This window comes from Burkholderia cepacia complex sp. TUM26381, assembly GCF_057439935.1.
The window spans coordinates 849,322-865,481 of record NZ_CM172006.1 but is presented as its reverse complement, the minus strand read 5'-3'; the positions used below and the strand labels follow the sequence as shown (position 1 = coordinate 865,481).

Here is a 16,160-nt window from a genome sequence, read left to right as displayed (position 1 = left end):
CCTGCCACAAACCGGCAGGAAGCCCGCGCCGATGGCGTCTACAATGCATCCTTTCAAATAACTATCAGAAGGCTGCAAGCCCATGACCCACGGGATCCACGGCGAGAAGCGCTGGTACGCGCTGATCGTCCTCTGTCTCGGCGTGCTGATGATCGTGCTCGACAGCACGATCGTGAACGTTGCGCTGCCGTCGATCAGCACCGACCTCCATTTCACCGAAACGGCCCTCGTGTGGGTCGTCAACGCGTACCTGCTGACGTTCGGCGGCTGCCTGCTGCTCGGCGGCCGGCTCGGCGACCTGTACGGCCAGCGGCGCATGTTCCTCGCCGGCCTCGTCGCGTTCACGCTCGCGTCGCTCGCCTGCGGCCTCGCGCAATCGCAGGCGATGCTGATCGCCGCGCGCGCGGTGCAGGGGCTCGGCGGCGCGGTCGTGTCGGCCGTCTCGCTGTCGCTGATCATGAATCTCTTCACCGAGCCCGGCGAACGCGCGCGCGCGATGGGCGTCTACGGCTTCGTGTGCGCGGGCGGCGGCAGCATCGGCGTGCTGCTCGGCGGGCTGCTGACGAGCTCGCTGTCGTGGCACTGGATCTTCCTCGTCAACCTGCCGATCGGCGTCGCGGTCTATGCGATGAGCGCCGCGCTGCTGCCGCGCATGCGTGCGCCGGCCGGCACCGCCCGGCTCGACGTCGCGGGCGCGATCACCGTGACCGCATCGCTGATGCTGGCCGTGTACGGGATCGTCGGCGGCAACGAGGCCGGCTGGCTGTCGACGCAGACCGTCGCGCTGATCGGCGCGGCCGTCGTGCTGCTCGCGCTGTTCATCGCGATCGAATCGCGCGCCGCGCATCCGCTGATGCCGCTGACGCTGTTCGCCGCGCGCAACGTCGCGCTCGCGAACGTGATCGCCGTGCTGTGGGCGGCCGCGATGTTCGCGTGGTTCTTCCTGTCCGCGCTGTACATGCAGCGCGTGCTCGGCTACGGGCCGCTGCAGGTCGGCCTCGCGTTCCTGCCGGCGAACCTGATCATGGCCGCGTTCTCGCTCGGGCTGTCGGCGCGGATCGTGATGCGCTTCGGCATCCGCGGCCCGATCGCGGCCGGCCTGCTGATCGCGGCCTGCGGCCTCGCGCTGTTCTCGCGCGCGCCGGTCGACGGCGGTTTCGTGTGGCATGTGCTGCCCGGCATGACGCTGCTCGGCATCGGCGCGGGCGTCGCGTTCAACCCGATGCTGCTCGCGGCGATGAACGACGTCGACCCGGCCGATTCCGGGCTCGCGTCGGGGATCGTCAACACCGCGTTCATGATGGGCGGCGCGCTCGGGCTCGCCGTCCTCGCGAGTCTCGCGGGCGCCCGCACCGACGCGCTCGCCGCCGCGCAGGCCACGCCGCTCGACGCGCTGAACGGCGGCTACCACGCCGCATTCGCGTTCGGGGCGACGTTCGCCGCGGTGGCCGCGCTGATCGGCCTCGCGCTGCGCATCCGGCCGCAACGCGCCGTCGAAGGCGCCGGCTCCGCGATGCACTGACCGGCGACTCGCCAGGGCGGGCAACCGGCATCGAACCCGGGCGCGCAGTGTCGCGCCCTTTTTTACGCGCGCCGGATGCGCGACGCGACACATGCGCCCGATTCGTCATACTTGTGCGGGCCGACGACCGCCATCGGCCCTCCGCCGGCTCGAACGCCCGTTTCACGTTTGCCCGGCCGCCTGCCGCACGGGCCTTCGCGGCCGATTTTTAACGCAGTCGTACATTGATGCGCCACTTTTGCGACAATGGCGGACTTTGACGCGCGCGCCGCCGCCGAACGCCGCATAACCGCCTGCTTCCGATGTCGCTTCCCCATATCGATCTGCTGTACTCCCTGTCCGGCCTGTTCGTCGGCATTCTCGTCGGCCTGACGGGCGTCGGCGGCGGTTCGTTGATGACGCCGATCCTCGTGCTGCTGTTCGGCGTGCATCCCGCGACAGCGGTCGGCACCGACCTGCTGTACGCGGCCGCGACCAAGGCCACCGGCACGCTCGTCCACGGCCTGAAGGGCTCGATCGACTGGCGCATCACGGGCCGGCTCGCGGCGGGCAGCGTGCCGGCCGCGGCCGTCACGCTGTGGTGGCTCCATACGCACGGGATGAATACGCCGGGCACCGCGCGGATGATCCAGCTCGTGCTCGGCGTCGCGCTGCTGCTCACGTCGCTCGCGCTGATCTTCCGGCCGCAGCTCACCGCATTCGCCGCGCGCAACCCGCTCGCGCCGAGCCCCGCGCGCACGCTGTGGTCGACCGTGCTGACGGGTGCCGTGCTCGGCGTGCTCGTGTCGATGACGTCGGTCGGCGCCGGCGCGATCGGCGTGACGGTGCTCCTGCTGCTGTACCCTGCGCTCGCGACGACCCGCATCGTCGGCTCCGACATCGCGCACGCAGTGCCGCTCACGCTGGTCGCCGGCATGGGCCACTGGCTGCTCGGCTCGGTCGACTGGTCGATGCTGCTGTCGCTGCTGCTCGGCTCGCTGCCCGGCATCGTGCTCGGCAGCCTGCTGTCGGCGCGCGCGCCCGAGCGGCTGCTGCGCAACCTGCTCGCCGCGACGCTCGTCGCGGTCGGCGTGCGGCTCGTGCTCGCGTAAGCGGCCCGGCACGACGACCCGCGCGCATCGACACACTCCCTTCGCCAACGAAAAGCACCGTCCCTGTTGGCGACTGGCCTTCACCTCATGTCTTGATGAACGCCCGGGCGAGTCTCACGGCGTACCTGTCAGCGCATGTGCAACGGGCAGGTATTTGGCCAGGATGCTCAGCATGGTAGCGGCCTCTGCCTTCGAAACCGGGGGAAACGGGGAAACGTACGACGTGCCGTTGCGGCGCTCGTGTGCCTTCGTGATGAACGCAAATTCCTGCGGACTCACGCCCAGCGAGGTCGACACGCGCTGGATGGCTAGGTTACGGCCGGCATCCTTGGTTCGCACCTCATAAAACTCCAGGATCGCCTGTACCACCTGAAAATAGCCTTCGTAGGCCAACGTCAACACCTGCAGATGCCGGGCGTGATCCAGTTCATCGGCAGTGGCCTTGTAGTCCGCGGCATTGCGCAGGAAGCCCGCGATTGCCCCGGGCGTCGGCGCAACCGGATCGAAGGCTTTCGTCCTGATGAAGTTTTCGTATTCAGCTGGGCGCGGCATCACAGTATCCTCAGCATTGGGCCTTGGGCGATCTGTGCCATGACGGGGTCCGCGTCGACCAGCGCAGCCCATTCCTCAGGCTCGTACAAAGAGAAATTGACGGGGCGCAGCAGGCTTTGCTCGACCACGTGCAGGGCTTCAGATAGCTCGAGAAGCCGGACGTTCCCGATGACGATCAGGTCGATGTCACTACGGCCGCTGTCGGAACGCTTGGCCACCGAGCCGAACACGAACGCCGTGGTGATCTGCGCGGCAAACGGCGACAAGGCCTCCTTCAACGGCTCCGCGACGGCAAACGTCTTGCGCGCGATGCTGACCAGTTCCGGATAAAGGATGAATTCCGTATTCGCGCGAATGCTCCGTTGTCTGCCTCGTCGGGCGTCTTCCATCAATACGCCGACCTCGACCAACCGATCCACCTGCTTTTGGGCGCTACCGCGCCCACTGTCTGCCAGGCGCAGCAGTTCCTGTAACGTAAAGCTGCGGTCAGGTTGCAGCAGCGTCGCACCCAGCACCCGCTGCATGCCCGGTGTGAAGAGAAAGTCGGCGAGACTCACATCAATCCTCAATGCAGGGACAATTGTCCTCATTATGAGGATTTTCCATCAAATCCTCAATAGAGGGCTATTCATCCCTCTTTTGAGGATCACACATCGACGCGTCTACCTCCAGACACGACGATGCCCCGAGAGTCCGTGACTCACGGGGCATCCTGGAGAATGACGGCACCGCCATCGACACACGCCACGTGAGGAACCAGGGCGCGTGACGAGGCGGTGTTCTGCATGTCGCTTCGGGCGACGAGCCGCCCGCGGCGCTTACTGCCCCTGCTGCTGCAGTTTCTGCTGCTTGAGCTGCTGCGTGCGCGCCTGCAGTTTCAGCACGCGCTGCAGTGCAGTACGGTTCGCGAGGATGCCGTCGTAGAAGCTGGCGAGATCGCCCTTCAGCGCGGTCCGCGACGCGTCGTTCAGGTAGATCATGTGGCCCGACGGGTAGTTCTTGATCGTCAGGTTCTGCGCCTTGAGCGTCGGATCGAGCGGCATCTGCGCGAGCGTCAGCTCCGTCTGGTGGAACGGCGTGACGGCGTCGAAATAGCCGTTCGCCGACAGCACCTTCAGATCCGGGTTCACGCTCATCGTCGACGCCAGGTCGCCGGCCGTGTACAGCGTATTGCCGCCGCCCTTGTTCGCGCCGGTCGGGTCCGTGTGGCTGAAGTCCCAGTTGTTGAAGACCTGGTCGTTCAGGTCCACGAACGACGACGTCGATGTGTACTTGAGGTCGGTGTTGATGTAGCTGTTCCACAGCACCGTGTACGCGCCGCCAACGTTCGTGATCGACGGATCGTTGCTGCCCGAGTTCGGCAGGATGTACGGCGCGATGCCCTTGCCCGTGAAGTTCGCGCGACCGTCGTACTGGCCGATCTGCGTGCCCGGCACGAGCGTCAGGAAGAACGTGTAAGGCGGGTTGTCGTTCGACGACGGCACGTTGCCGAGCGCGGCCGGGTTGCCGAACGTCTGGATCAGCGACGTCGGGTCCGTGCCGATGTACGAGCCCATCTGCTGCGCGGTCTGCAGGTTCAGGTTCAGCCGCACGTTCACGAAGCCGCCGTCCTGCGGGTTCGGCTTCTGCGCAAGCGGCGCGAGCGTGTTGTCCGCATAGTTGCGGGCCTGGACCATGTACGCGTCGAGATCGGTCGGCGTCGGGTTGAGCGTCGTCTTCTTCCAGTAGAACGCATCGGCCGCGAGCGTCGGGAACGTGCCCGGCGCGGACAGCGCGTTCGCGTAGTCGAGGATCGACGACTGCAGCGTGATCCCGTTCAGGTCGATACCGTCCTCATGCAGCACCCACGACACGACCGCGCTGCGCGCGGTGCCGTACGACTCGCCGTACAGGAACTTCGGCGAATTCCAGCGCGAGTACTTGGTCAGGTAGCGCTGGATGAAGCGGTCGATCGAGCGCGCGTCCTGGTCGGTGCCCCAGAAGTCCTTGTTCTTCGCCGGGGCGATCGCCGCCGAGTAACCGGTGCCGACCGGGTTGATGAACACGAGGTCGGTGCGGTCGAGCAGGCTGTCCGGGTTGTCGAGCAGCTTGTACGGCGCGGGCGGCGTGAAGTTCGGGAACGACGACTGCAGGCGTTTCGGGCCGTACGAGCCGAGCAGCAGGTAGACCGACGACGAGCCGGGGCCGCCGTTGTAGAAGAACGTGACCGGGCGCGGCTTCGACGGGTCCGGGTTGTCCTGCGTGTACGCGACGTAGAACATCTTCGCGTTCGGCGCCGACGTGACCGGATCGATCGTCGTCAGGTGGCCCGTGGTCGCCGTGTACTTGATCGTCTTGCCGCCGATCGTGACCTGGCGGTGCACGACCGCCGCGCCTTCGGTCGAATCCGTGACCGCGTCGTTCGGCCCGGTGCCGTACACGTCGGTGTCGACGTAAGGCTGGTCGGCTGCAGCGGCGGCCGTTGCGTTGGTGTTGGCCGACGTGCTGCCGCTGGACGTCGCGGCCGCGGCGGCGGCCGACGCGGTCGGGCTCGGCCCGTCGTCGCCGCCGCACCCCGTGACGAGCAGCGCTGCGGCCGCGGCTGCGGCGAGCGGCATGCTCAAAGTCGTTCCGAATAGCGCGAAACCGTCTTTCAAGGACTTCCGTGTCGTCATTATTGCCTCTCGAACAGAACGATAAATACCGCCGGTCGCAAAGGATCATTTGCGCCGGCGCTCCGCACCGGGAATGCATTCGTTATGCGACGCACTCCGAGTTTTTTACCGAATCGGCAAATACCGACCGGCATGATTTACCCCACCCATGTTTTTTTGCAACCGCACAATGGAATCAATTCCATTGCAAACGACAATTCAATAATCCGCAGCAATGCGAATTCATTCCGCGCATTCGCACTTGTACAAAATCGACGGCCAAAGGATGCCCCGCAAAGCCCGCCCATCAAGGCGCCTTCACTTCGAACAGACGAACAATCCCCCTCGGCGAGATGCCGATTAATCACGAAATACCGATCAATCGCAGCTCGAGCCGATTTAATAAAATCGAAAGGATCGATTAACTAAACGGAAAGGAATATTCTCGTATCTGGAATTTATTAAATTAAGTGAAAATACCGGCGCATAATAGGTTCCGGATTTACCGCCGTAAAGTAATAATTTGTTACGGCGCTCGCCATTCCGATAAAAGGCAGTGCGGGACCGATTCCAGACGACGAAAGGAAAAAAGCCGGACGGCGGTCCGGCTTGGTCGGGGCGGCGCGGCGGGCGCCGTCAGAGCGGCACGTCGATCGTGCCGGCGCCGGTCGTGATCGCGTTCGCGCCCGGCGCGGCCGAGATCGACGGGAGGTTCGCACTCGTCAGTGCAGGGGCGGCGCCCGGCGTGCCGCCGCGCGGCACCGTGCGGATCACCTGCGACGGCGGCAGCGGCGCGCCGTTCTTCAGGTGCTGCCACATCAGGTTCAGCGCCTGCAGGTTGTAGTAGTGGACGGGAACGAAGCGCGTGTCGAAGCCCGGGACCGGCAGGAACGCGTCGAAGTGCTGGCCGTTCGTCACCTCGTAGAACACGAGCTGGCTGCGTCCGCCTTCGCTGATGCCGTTCTGCGCGACATACGCGCGCGATGCGTGGTTCACCGGCACGAGCGCATCGCTGCGGCCCTGCACGATGATCGCCGGCTTGCCTTGCAGGTTCGCGTTCACGCGCACCGCGTCGACGTTCGCGGGCATCCCGAGCATCCCGTTCGTCCACAGCTGGCGCAGGCACAGCGCGCCCGCGAAGCTCGCATCGGGCGTCGCGAGCCGGTGGTCGACGCCCGCGCCGTTGTTGAACACGAGGTCGATGCCGGCCGTCGGCGGCACGCCGTTGCCGACGCCGAACACGGCCGGCATCGGCGAGGCGGCGGGCGCCGCGACCGCGCCCGTCGCCGGGTTCGTCGTCGCGAAGCTGAAGTTGCACAGGTTGTCGGTGACGCGCGAGCGCGTATACGCGTTCGCATAGGTGACCGCGATCGCCGGAATCGCCTGCGAATCCCACATCGGCGCCTGCAGCAGGTCGGAATCGGCCAGATAGCCGGCCGCATGGAGCTGCGCGAGCGCGTCCGCGGCCTGGCTCTGCGTATCGGCGCCCGACACGAGCCCGGCTGCGGCGAGCGTCGCACAGCGTTGCGTGCGGATCGACTGGGTGGTCGCGGCCGGCAGCGCGCTCAGGTACGGCGCGGCAGCGAGCGACGCCGATGCGGCCGCGCACGGCTGCAGCAGGTTCGCAAGCGTCGCGTAATCGGCCAGCGGCCGGCCGAACGACGGCACCGGCTGGCCGCCCGTGCGCACGAGCGCATTCGACGCCATCCGCACGTTGATCTGCGGCTCGCCGACCACGACCGCGGTGATCCAGCCGCGACTGTCCTGCTCGGCCGCCGCGAGCGACGCGCCACCGCCGTTGCTGACCGATGCGGCGATCGTCGTGACGTCGCCCGGGCGATAGCGCACGCCATGATGCGAGCCGTCGATCAGCGGTCCGAACTGCTCGTTCAGCGCCCAGTACGCGAACTCGACCGACTGCAGCGTCACGCGCCCCCAGTCCTGCTCGGGATTCTGCTGCGAATGCGCGTGCTTGAACGCATAGCGGTTCGGGAAGCGGTTGTTGAATGCGGCGAGATCGCCGCTCGTCACGTTCGCGGTGAACAGACTCGCGGTGCCGGCCAGCACCGCGTTGGCGAGCGTGCCGTCGATCAGCGTGACGGTGTCGGAGCCCAGCTCGTGCGCGCCGTTGCCGCCGCCCTTGTCGTTGTAGGCCACCGCGCAGCCGCGCTTGAGCGCCCACTCGCCGGCCGCGGAAATCGCGCCGTACACGCCGCGCGAGCCCGACGACGTCGCGGTGACGATGCACGGCTGCGCAGGATTGAAGCTGGCGGGCACCTGCACGAGCAGCGTCACGTTTTTGCTGCCGCTGCCGTCGTCGGAGTACGCGAGGTATTCGGTGCCGGGGATCTTGCCTTCGCCGAGGGTGGTGTTGCCGTCGAGGTCGACGTTCGGCCCCCAGAAACGGCCGTAGCCGCCGTTCGCGCTCATGTCGACGAGCGCACGGTAATTCGACCAGATCGCGAGACGGCGCAGCTCGGCGCTCGTCGGCCGCGACGCGTTCGCGAAGCCGGGCGCGGTAGCCGCGCCGAGGCCCGTCTTGCCGAGGCCGGCCGTCAGCAGGTCGTCGCTCGCGCCGTCGTAGGCCGTCGTGCGCACGCTGCCGGACACGAAGCCGGGCAACCGGTTGCGCTCGGCCGAATCGTCGCCGTTGCAGGCGCCGAGCATCGCGACCGCGGCCAGCGCCGCGCCCCACACCATCCGCCTGCCCCACCCGAGCCTCGTCATCGCCGCCCTCTCGATATCGTTATCGGTCCGCCGCCGCGTCGCGCGCGGCTGTCGGCCTCTGAAGCGCAAACGGGCCCCGGCATGCCGGGGCCCGCCTGGAAACGGGCGCCTGCGGCGCTTGCGCGCCGCCGCCCGGCATCACTGCTGCTGAACCGTCAGCTTGTTCGTGACCGACGTCACGCCCTTCACGCCCTTGGCCGCAGCTTCGGCCTTGTCGATCTGGTCCTGGGCCGGCATCGTGCCTTCCAGCGTGATCGCGCCACCCTTCGAGCGTACGACGAGGTTCGACACATTCACGCCCGATTCCTTCGAAATCGCCTTGCGCACCGCGTAGCCGAGCTTGCGGTTCGCCTTCTTCGCGGTTTTCGCGGCAGCCTTCGGCGCGCTCGTCGCGGCCGCCGGCGCTTCCGTTGCCGCCGCGTCGCTCGACTGCGCATACACGCTGCCCGACAGACAGGCCGCCACGGCGGCGACGCCCAACGCTCTCAACACGATCGACTTCATGCTATCTCCTTATCACTCCGGAACGGCCGTGCACAGTACGGCCGGATACCCCCAAAAACAGCCGGCCCGCGCGCGAACGGGCGGGACAGCCGGTGTTTTCCACGGCGATACGAGAGAGGCGGCACGGGCCGGCGGTCGGCGCACGCTGACAAGCGGGCCGGCCGGGCCGGACAGCCGCCGGCCGGACGCGCCCGGTCTCATTGCGTGCCGGGTCGCGCGCGAATCGGGCGCGGCTGCGTCGCACAATGTAATCCAGCGCCCGCGGAAGCGCAAAGCTTTTGACGCGGGGCCGCCCGCCGCTGTCGCCGCCGCGCCGCGGCGGGCCGCCCGACTCGCGCACGTGCGGTGAAACCGGGTACCATCGCCGCGAGAATCCGCATCGCCCGTGACAACCGCCCGACCGTCATCGATGCGTCACGCCAGCGTCATCCGCCGACCCCATGAAGCCTGCCCGCCCTCGCCCGCCCCGCCGCATCCTCGCCCGCTTCGTCGCGGTGTCGTGGCGCGACCTCGCGCTGTCGATCGGCCCGACCGTGCTGCTCGCCGGCGCCGCCGTCTGGCTCGCGGTCAAGCTGATCCAGCCGGCACCGCCGTCCACGCTGGTGATTTCGTCCGGGCCGCCCGGCAGCACCTACTGGAACGCCGCGCAGAAATACAAGGCGATCCTCGCGAAGAACGGCGTCACGCTCGACGTCCAGTCGTCGGAAGGGTCCGCGCAGAACCTCGCGCGGCTGGCGAACCCGAACGCGCCGGTCGACGTCGGCTTCGTGCAGAGCGGCATCGGCCCGAAGGAGCGCGACGAGCACCTCGTCTCGCTCGGCAGCATCGGCTACGTGCCGCTCGCGATCATGTACCGCGGCCCGGTCGTCGCGCGCCTGTCCGACTTCAAGGGCAAGCGGCTCGCGCTCGGCGTGGAAGGCAGCGGCGCGCGCGAGCTGAGCCTCGCGCTGCTGAAGATGAACGGCATCGTGCCGGGCGGCTCGACCGAGCTGCTGCCGACGGCCGGCGAAGACGCCGCGACCGCGCTGCTCGACGGCAAGATCGACGCGGCCTTCCTGTCCGGCGACTCGACGCAGATCCCGGTGATGGCGAAACTGTTCCGCGCGCCGGGCGTGCACGTGTATTCGTTCACGCAGGCCGAGGCCTACGCGCGGCGCTTTCCGTACCTGACCGCGATCACGCTGCCGATGGGCGTCTACGATCTCGGCCACAACCTGCCGCCCGCCGACATCCACACGGTCGCGCCGACGATCGAACTCGTCGCACGCGACTCGCTGCACCCCGCGCTGTCCGACCTGCTGATCGAGGCCGCGCGCGAGGTGCACGGCCACGCGACGATCCTGCAGCACGCGGGCGAATTCCCGTCCCCCGTCACGCGCGGGTTCCAGCTGTCCGACGACGCGGCGCGCTACTACAAGTCGGGCAAGACCTTCCTGTACCGGCGGCTGCCGTTCTGGGTCGCGAGCCTCGTCGACCGGCTGCTGGTGGTGGTCGTGCCGCTGGTCGTCGTCCTGATCCCCGGGCTGCGGCTCGTGCCGTCGCTGTACGGCTGGCGCGTGCGCTCGCGCATCTACCGCTGGTACGGCGCGCTGATCGCGCTCGAGCGCAGCGCGCTCGGCGAGCACACGGCCGAGGAGCGCGTTCAGCTGCTCGACGAGCTCGACGACATCGAGGAAGCCGTGAACCGGATGAAGATGCCGCTGGCGTACGCCGGGCAGTTCTACGTGCTGCGCGAGCACATCGGCTTCGTGCGCGAACGGCTCACCGCGCACGACCACGACGCGCCGGCAGGCCCGCCCGGCGCCAGCGGGCCGCCGCAGGCACGCGCCGAGACCGCGCCGCCGCCGGCCGGCGAAGGCCCCCGGGCGACTCCCGGTTCCGCGTGAGCGGACGATCCGCGATCATTGCTGCATGCGCGCGCCGCCGCGTAACATGGAGGCCGCCGCCAGGCGCCGCACGCCCCACCCTCTGGAGAACGACATGACAACCGGCCTCGATACCGCCCAGCCCGCCTGGTTCTTCGACTTCGTGTCGCCGTTCTCGTATCTGCTGCTCGAACAACATGGCAAATGGCCGGACGTGCCGTTCGAACCGGTCGCCGTCTCGCTGCTCGACCTGCAGCGCCACTGGGGGCAGCGCCCGAGCGCCGACGTGCCGGCCAAACGCGTGTTCACGTACCGTCACGCGCTGTTCCGCGCGGAACAGCTCGGCATCCGCTTCAAGATGCCGCCCGCGCACCCGTTCGATTCCGACAAGCTGCTGCGCCTCGCGATCGCGCTGCGCGCCGACATCGCGACCGTGCTGGAAATGTTCCGCTTCATCTGGCGCGACGGCAACGATCCGTCGACACCGGAAGGCTTCGCGGCACTGTGCGAGCGCGTCGGCGTCGGCCACGGCGACGAACTGATCGAATTCGAGGAAACCACCGCGCAACTGGTCCGCAACAACGCCGACGCGATCGCGCTCGGCGTATTCGGCGTGCCGACGTTCTGGATGAACCAGCAGCTGTTCTGGGGCGAAGACGCGCTGCCGATGGTGCTGTACTGCGCGCGCACGCCGAACTGGCTCGAATCGCGCGAGGTCAAGCGGATCAGCGCGCTGCCGAAGGGGCGTGCGTGATGGCCGGTATCACGCACGGCAACGCGCGGCTGCGGTAAGGTTACGCGTCACCTGAACACCCCCCAACCGATGGAAGACGACGACCGTACCGCCTCGCTCGATATCTGGCTCGTGCGCGTATTGCGCACGCTGCTGCTCGAGCGCAGCGTCACGCAGGCCGCGCTGCGACTGAACCAGACCCAGCCCGCGATCAGCACCGCGCTGCGCAAGCTGCGCGAGACGCTGAACGACCCGATCCTCGTGCGCGGCAAATCCGGCATGGTGCCGACCGAATACGGCGCATCGCTGCTCGAGGCCGCGGCGCGCGCGCTGCGCGAGGTGGACTTCATCGCGACGCCGCACGGCGACTTCGATCCGTCGTCCGCGCGGCGTACGTTTCGCGTCGCGGCACCCGACTACCTGAACGATTTCTTCATGCCGACGCTGATCGAGCGCTTTCGCGACGCGGCGCCGCATGCGCACCTGGAAATCGATTCGCTGAATCCCGCGCTCGACCACGCGGGCGCGCTCGAATCGGGCGCGCTCGATCTCGTGATCGGCAACTGGCCGAAGCCCGACCCGCAGTTCGCGCGCCAGGACCTGTTCTCCGACACGATCGTGTGCCTGATGCGCGACGCGCATCCGCTCGCGCGCGTGCCGCTCACGCGCGAAGCCTATGCGTCGGCCGCGCACGTCGCGCCGACGCCGTACACCGGCGACAAGCGCAACGCGATCGAGATCGGCCTCGCACGCGCGCGCCTCACGCGGCGCATCGTGACGACGCTGCCGTACTTCGGGATCGTGCCGCAGGTGCTGCTGCAGTCGGACCTGATCTTCACGACCACGCGCCGCTTCGCGACGCACTATGCGCAACTGCTGCCGCTCGTCGTCGTCACGCCGCCCGTGCCGTTCCCGCGCATCAAGAGCTACCTGCTCACGCACCCGCAACCCGACCGGCCGACCGACATCGCGTGGCTGTGCGCGCTGATGCAAAGCGTGTCCGACGAGCTGACGGTCGCCCGCACGCGCAAGCGCTGAGACGCGGCCGCTCAGGCCGTGCAGAAGGTTTCCTGCAGATGGGTCCAGCGCACGACGCCCGCCGCGTCGCGCTCGAACACGGCCGTCGCACGGCGCGCGGGCAGTTCGCCCGAAGTCGCGTGCTGCGCTTCGAGATAGGTGATCACCGCATGCGATGCGTCGGCCGCGAGCACGCGGATCTCCGACAGCGTGATGCGCAGCCCCGGCTTCGCGCCGGCGAGCTTCGCGAACAACGCGCGCGTGCCGTCACGGTCGACCGCGCGGCCGTCGGTCAGGATCATCGTGAAACCAGGGGAAAACGCGGCGAGCAGCGCGTCGAGTGCCGCGGGCGCGGCATCGACGCCGGACAGCCAGCGCTCGATGGCGACGAGGCTCGCATCGAGCGCGTCGAGATAGATCGGGTGATCGGACATGGTGCGTGCACGGTGAGGTGACGCGCGGCCCGATGCCGCGCGTTGTCGTGCAGTGTATGCAAAATCGCGTGGCCGTGCGCCGGCCGCGCGGCGTTACCGCGAGCAGGACACCTCGTCGCGTGCGCGCCCGGCCGCCACCGCCTTCGCATCGGCCACCGGCATGCCCGAGCGCGCCTGCAGCAGCTCTGCGCACACGGCCACCGCGATCGCGCCCGGCGCCTTGTCGACGATGCCCGCGACGCCGATCGGGCACACCATCTCCACGAGCCGCGCCGGATCGACGCCGCGCGCGGCGAGCCGGCGCTCGAACTTCACGCGCTTGGTGCGCGAGCCGATCATCCCGAAATACGCGTAATCGCGCCGCCGCATGATCTGCGCGGCGAGCGAGAAGTCGAGCGCGTGGTTGTGCGTCATCACGAGGAAGTACGCGCCGGGCGGCGCCGCGTCGACGACCGCCTCCGGCGTGTCGGTCGGCTCCGGCTGCACGTTCGGCGGACATTCGTCCGGGAACAGCTCGTCGCGCGTATCGACCCACTGCACGACGCACGGCAGCGCGCCGAGCAGCGTGACGAGCGCGTGACCGACGTGCCCGGCGCCGAACAGCACGATGTGCATCGGCGCGCGCGCACCGGTCGCGCGGTTGCGCTGGCCGGTGCCCTGCGCGAACGCGGGGATCGGCGCAGTGCGAAGCGAGCGTGCGGGGCCGTTCATCTCAGCCTGCCGTTGCGCGTGCTGCGCGCACCGCGCTGATCGCGCGCAGGATCGACTCGCCGGTGGCCGGCGCGTCGAGCGGCGGGTTCACCTGGTAGTCGCCGACCGCGGCCACCGCGTCGCGCACCGCGAAGAACACCGAGAACGGCAGCAGCAGCGGCGGCTCGCCGACGGCCTTCGAACGGTGGATGCTGTCCTCGACGTTGCGGTTCTTGAACAGCAGCACGTTGAACTCGGGCGGCGTGTCGTTCACCGTCGGGATCTTGTACGTCGACGGCGCGTGCGTCATCAGCTTGCCGCCCTTGTTCCACCACAGCTCCTCGGTCGTCAGCCAGCCCATCCCCTGGATGAACGCGCCTTCGACCTGGCCGACGTCGAGCGCCGGGTTCAGCGACGCGCCCACGTCGTGCAGCGCATCGACGCGCAGCGTGCGCATCTCGCCCGTCAGCGTGTCGATCACGACTTCCGACACGGCCGCGCCGTACGAGTAGTAGTAGAACGGCCGGCCCTGCAGCTTCGACTGATCCCAGTACAGCTTCGGCGTCGCGTAGAAACCGTCGGACCACAGCTGCACACGCGCGAGGTACGCCTTCGCGATCACTTCGCCGAACGGCACGTTGTGGCCGGCGACCGACACGAAGTCGTTGCCGAACTTCACATCGGCCGCATCGACCTTGCCGTCGCCGAACTGCTTCGCCGCGAACACCGCGAGCCGCTCGCGCAACTGGCGCGCCGCATCCTGCGCGGCCTTGCCGTTCAGGTCCGAACCCGTCGACGCCGCCGTCGCGGACGTGTTCGCGACCTTGCTCGTGTCGGTCGCCGTCACGCGGATCCGGCCGAAGCGGATGCCGAGCTCGTGCGCGACGACCTGCGCGACCTTCGTGTTGAGCCCCTGCCCCATCTCGGTGCCGCCGTGGTTCACGAGCACCGAACCGTCGGTGTAGATGTGCACCAGCGCGCCGGCCTGGTTGAAGTGCGTGACGTTGAACGCAATGCCGAACTTCACCGGCGTGATCGCGATGCCCTTCTTCAGCACCGTGTTGCGTGCGTTGAATTCGCGCACGCCCGCGCGCCGGGCGCGGTAGTCGCTCGTCGCCTCGAGTTCGCCGAGCAATTCCTGCAGCACGTTGTCCTCGACGGTCTGCCCGTACGGCGTCACGTTGCGTTCGGTCTTTCCGTACAGGTTCGCGTAGCGGACGTCGAGCGGATCGCGGTCCAGCGAACGTGCGACGTCGTCGAGGATGTACTCGATCGCGAACGCGCCCTGCGGGCCGCCGAAGCCGCGGAACGCGGTGTTCGACTGCGTGTTGGTCTTGCCGCAATAGCCGGCAATGTCGACGTCGCCGAGCCAGTACGCGTTGTCGAAGTGGCACACCGCACGCGTCATCACCGGGCCCGACAGATCGGCCGAGAAGCCGCAGCGCGACGTCATGTCAAGCGCCACGCCGTCGATGCGGCCGTCGTCGTCGTAGCCGACGTCGAAGCGGTAATGGAAATCGTGCCGCTTGCCGGTGATCATCATGTCGTCGTCGCGGTCCGGACGCAGCTTCACCGGGCACAGCAGCTTCCACGCGGCAAGCGCCGCGCAGCACGCGAACAGGCCCGACTGCGATTCCTTGCCGCCGAACCCGCCGCCCATCCGGCGGCACTCGACGAGCACGTTGTGCGACGCGACGCCGAGCACGTGCGCGACGAGGTGCTGCATTTCGCTCGGGTGCTGCGTCGAGCAGTACACGTGCATCCCGTCGTCGTCCTTCGGCACCGCGTAAGCGATCTGCCCTTCCAGGTAGAACTGCTCCTGGCCGCCGAGCAGCATCTCGCCCGACTCGCGGTGCGGCGCGACGGCAAGCCGCGCGGCCGCGTCGCCGCGCGCGAGCTTCAGCGGCGGGATCACATAGGTTTCGGCTGCGCGCGCTTCCTGCGCGGTCAGGATCGCCGGCAGTTCCTCGTAGTCGACCTGCGCGCGGCGCGCGGCGAGCCGCGCGGTTTCATGCGACGTCGCGACGACGATGAACATCGGCTGGCCGACGAACTGCACGATGCCCTTCGCGAGCACCGGGTCGTCGTGGATGATCGGGCCGCAATCGTTGACGCCCGGGATGTCGTCGGCCGTGAACACGGCGACTACGCCCGGCGTCGCGCGCACCGCGTCGAAGTTCATCGACACGATCTTCGCGTGCGGCTTCGCCGACAGGCCGAGCGCGGCGTGCAGCGTGCCCGCGACGACCGGAATGTCGTCGGTGTAGGTCGCACGCCCGCTGACGTGCAGGTGCGCGGATTCGTGCGCGCGCGACACGTGGACCTGCGCGGCGTCGGCCTGCGGGTCGAGGGTGCTCAGGAACGGTTCTGCTTGCTGGTTCATGTTCGGTGT

13 protein-coding genes are annotated in these 16,160 nt (G+C 68.2%); 5 read left to right on the top strand and 8 right to left on the bottom strand.

Going from position 1 to position 16,160, the window contains the following annotated elements; genetic code table 11:
• Positions 1–82 precede the first annotated feature (82 nt).
• Both ACWMMN_RS04055 and ACWMMN_RS04050 read left to right on the top strand, forming a co-directional pair.
• Complete coding sequence (locus ACWMMN_RS04055) at positions 83–1,522, top strand: DHA2 family efflux MFS transporter permease subunit (RefSeq protein WP_340623845.1); 1,440 nt, start codon at positions 83–85, stop codon at positions 1,520–1,522.
• Positions 1,523–1,824: 302 nt separating this feature from the next.
• Complete coding sequence (locus ACWMMN_RS04050; protein ID WP_059236882.1) at positions 1,825–2,613, top strand: sulfite exporter TauE/SafE family protein; 789 nt, start codon at positions 1,825–1,827, stop codon at positions 2,611–2,613.
• Between the two features lie 114 nt (positions 2,614–2,727).
• Here ACWMMN_RS04050 and ACWMMN_RS04045 read toward each other — a convergent pair whose 3' ends face one another.
• The 5 genes from ACWMMN_RS04045 to ACWMMN_RS04025 form a co-directional block, all read right to left on the bottom strand.
• Positions 2,728–3,165 (bottom strand): hypothetical protein, encoded by a 438-nt coding sequence (locus ACWMMN_RS04045; protein WP_486422998.1) that lies wholly within the window; start codon positions 3,163–3,165, stop codon positions 2,728–2,730.
• Positions 3,165–3,722, bottom strand: a complete 558-nt coding sequence (locus tag ACWMMN_RS04040) for a nucleotidyltransferase domain-containing protein (RefSeq protein ID WP_059236884.1) — start codon at positions 3,720–3,722, stop codon at positions 3,165–3,167. The genes ACWMMN_RS04045 and ACWMMN_RS04040 overlap by 1 nt, the downstream gene beginning before the upstream one ends.
• Positions 3,723–3,983: 261 nt before the next feature.
• Positions 3,984–5,819 carry a S10 family peptidase gene (locus ACWMMN_RS04035; protein ID WP_059235847.1) on the bottom strand — a complete coding sequence of 612 codons (1,836 nt, stop codon included), beginning with the start codon at positions 5,817–5,819 and terminating at the stop codon, positions 3,984–3,986.
• 615 nt (positions 5,820–6,434) lie between these two features.
• Entirely contained in the window at positions 6,435–8,525 is a 2,091-nt protein-coding gene (locus tag ACWMMN_RS04030) for a D-(-)-3-hydroxybutyrate oligomer hydrolase (protein ID WP_486422997.1), read from the bottom strand.
• 138 nt (positions 8,526–8,663) lie between these two features.
• On the bottom strand, positions 8,664–9,029 hold the full coding sequence (locus ACWMMN_RS04025; protein WP_059235851.1) for a BON domain-containing protein: 366 nt from the start codon (positions 9,027–9,029) through the stop codon (positions 8,664–8,666).
• Between the two features lie 440 nt (positions 9,030–9,469).
• Here ACWMMN_RS04025 and ACWMMN_RS04020 point away from each other — a divergent pair, with 440 nt between their 5' ends.
• The 3 genes from ACWMMN_RS04020 to ACWMMN_RS04010 all read left to right on the top strand — a co-directional run bounded on the left by ACWMMN_RS04020 (position 9,470) and on the right by ACWMMN_RS04010 (position 12,665).
• Positions 9,470–10,915 carry a TAXI family TRAP transporter solute-binding subunit gene (locus tag ACWMMN_RS04020; RefSeq protein ID WP_256085625.1) on the top strand — a complete coding sequence of 482 codons (1,446 nt, stop codon included), beginning with the start codon at positions 9,470–9,472 and terminating at the stop codon, positions 10,913–10,915.
• 94 nt (positions 10,916–11,009) lie between these two features.
• Entirely contained in the window at positions 11,010–11,648 is a 639-nt protein-coding gene (locus ACWMMN_RS04015) for a DsbA family protein (RefSeq protein ID WP_059235855.1), read from the top strand.
• Between the two features lie 69 nt (positions 11,649–11,717).
• Positions 11,718–12,665, top strand: a complete 948-nt coding sequence (locus tag ACWMMN_RS04010; protein ID WP_059235856.1) for a LysR family transcriptional regulator — start codon at positions 11,718–11,720, stop codon at positions 12,663–12,665.
• An 11-nt stretch (positions 12,666–12,676) separates the two neighbouring features.
• Here ACWMMN_RS04010 and ACWMMN_RS04005 read toward each other — a convergent pair whose 3' ends face one another.
• The 3 genes from ACWMMN_RS04005 to xdhB all read right to left on the bottom strand — a co-directional run bounded on the left by ACWMMN_RS04005 (position 12,677) and on the right by xdhB (position 16,151).
• A complete protein-coding gene (locus tag ACWMMN_RS04005; RefSeq protein ID WP_486422996.1) occupies positions 12,677–13,078 on the bottom strand; it encodes a polyketide cyclase in 402 nt (133 codons plus the stop codon).
• Between the two features lie 93 nt (positions 13,079–13,171).
• Entirely contained in the window at positions 13,172–13,789 is a 618-nt protein-coding gene (gene xdhC / locus ACWMMN_RS04000; protein WP_486422995.1) for a xanthine dehydrogenase accessory protein XdhC, read from the bottom strand.
• 1 nt (position 13,790) lies between these two features.
• A complete protein-coding gene (xdhB, locus tag ACWMMN_RS03995) occupies positions 13,791–16,151 on the bottom strand; it encodes a xanthine dehydrogenase molybdopterin binding subunit (protein ID WP_059235862.1) in 2,361 nt (786 codons plus the stop codon).
• Positions 16,152–16,160 lie beyond the last annotated feature (9 nt).

Excerpts from the sequence above, each read along its gene's own strand:
- ACWMMN_RS04055 (WP_340623845.1), top strand. The coding sequence starts at position 83 with ATGACCCACGGGATCCACGGCGAGAAGCGCTGGTACGCGCTGATCGTC.
- ACWMMN_RS04050 (WP_059236882.1), top strand. The coding sequence starts at position 1,825 with ATGTCGCTTCCCCATATCGATCTGCTGTACTCCCTGTCCGGCCTGTTC.
- ACWMMN_RS04045 (WP_486422998.1), bottom strand. The coding sequence starts at position 3,165 with ATGCCGCGCCCAGCTGAATACGAAAACTTCATCAGGACGAAAGCCTTC.
- ACWMMN_RS04035 (WP_059235847.1), bottom strand. The coding sequence starts at position 5,819 with ATGACGACACGGAAGTCCTTGAAAGACGGTTTCGCGCTATTCGGAACG.
- ACWMMN_RS04030 (WP_486422997.1), bottom strand. The coding sequence starts at position 8,525 with ATGACGAGGCTCGGGTGGGGCAGGCGGATGGTGTGGGGCGCGGCGCTG.
- ACWMMN_RS04025 (WP_059235851.1), bottom strand. The coding sequence starts at position 9,029 with ATGAAGTCGATCGTGTTGAGAGCGTTGGGCGTCGCCGCCGTGGCGGCC.
- ACWMMN_RS04020 (WP_256085625.1), top strand. The coding sequence starts at position 9,470 with ATGAAGCCTGCCCGCCCTCGCCCGCCCCGCCGCATCCTCGCCCGCTTC.
- ACWMMN_RS04015 (WP_059235855.1), top strand. The coding sequence starts at position 11,010 with ATGACAACCGGCCTCGATACCGCCCAGCCCGCCTGGTTCTTCGACTTC.
- ACWMMN_RS04010 (WP_059235856.1), top strand. The coding sequence starts at position 11,718 with ATGGAAGACGACGACCGTACCGCCTCGCTCGATATCTGGCTCGTGCGC.
- ACWMMN_RS04005 (WP_486422996.1), bottom strand. The coding sequence starts at position 13,078 with ATGTCCGATCACCCGATCTATCTCGACGCGCTCGATGCGAGCCTCGTC.
- xdhC (WP_486422995.1), bottom strand. The coding sequence starts at position 13,789 with ATGAACGGCCCCGCACGCTCGCTTCGCACTGCGCCGATCCCCGCGTTC.
- xdhB (WP_059235862.1), bottom strand. The coding sequence starts at position 16,151 with ATGAACCAGCAAGCAGAACCGTTCCTGAGCACCCTCGACCCGCAGGCC.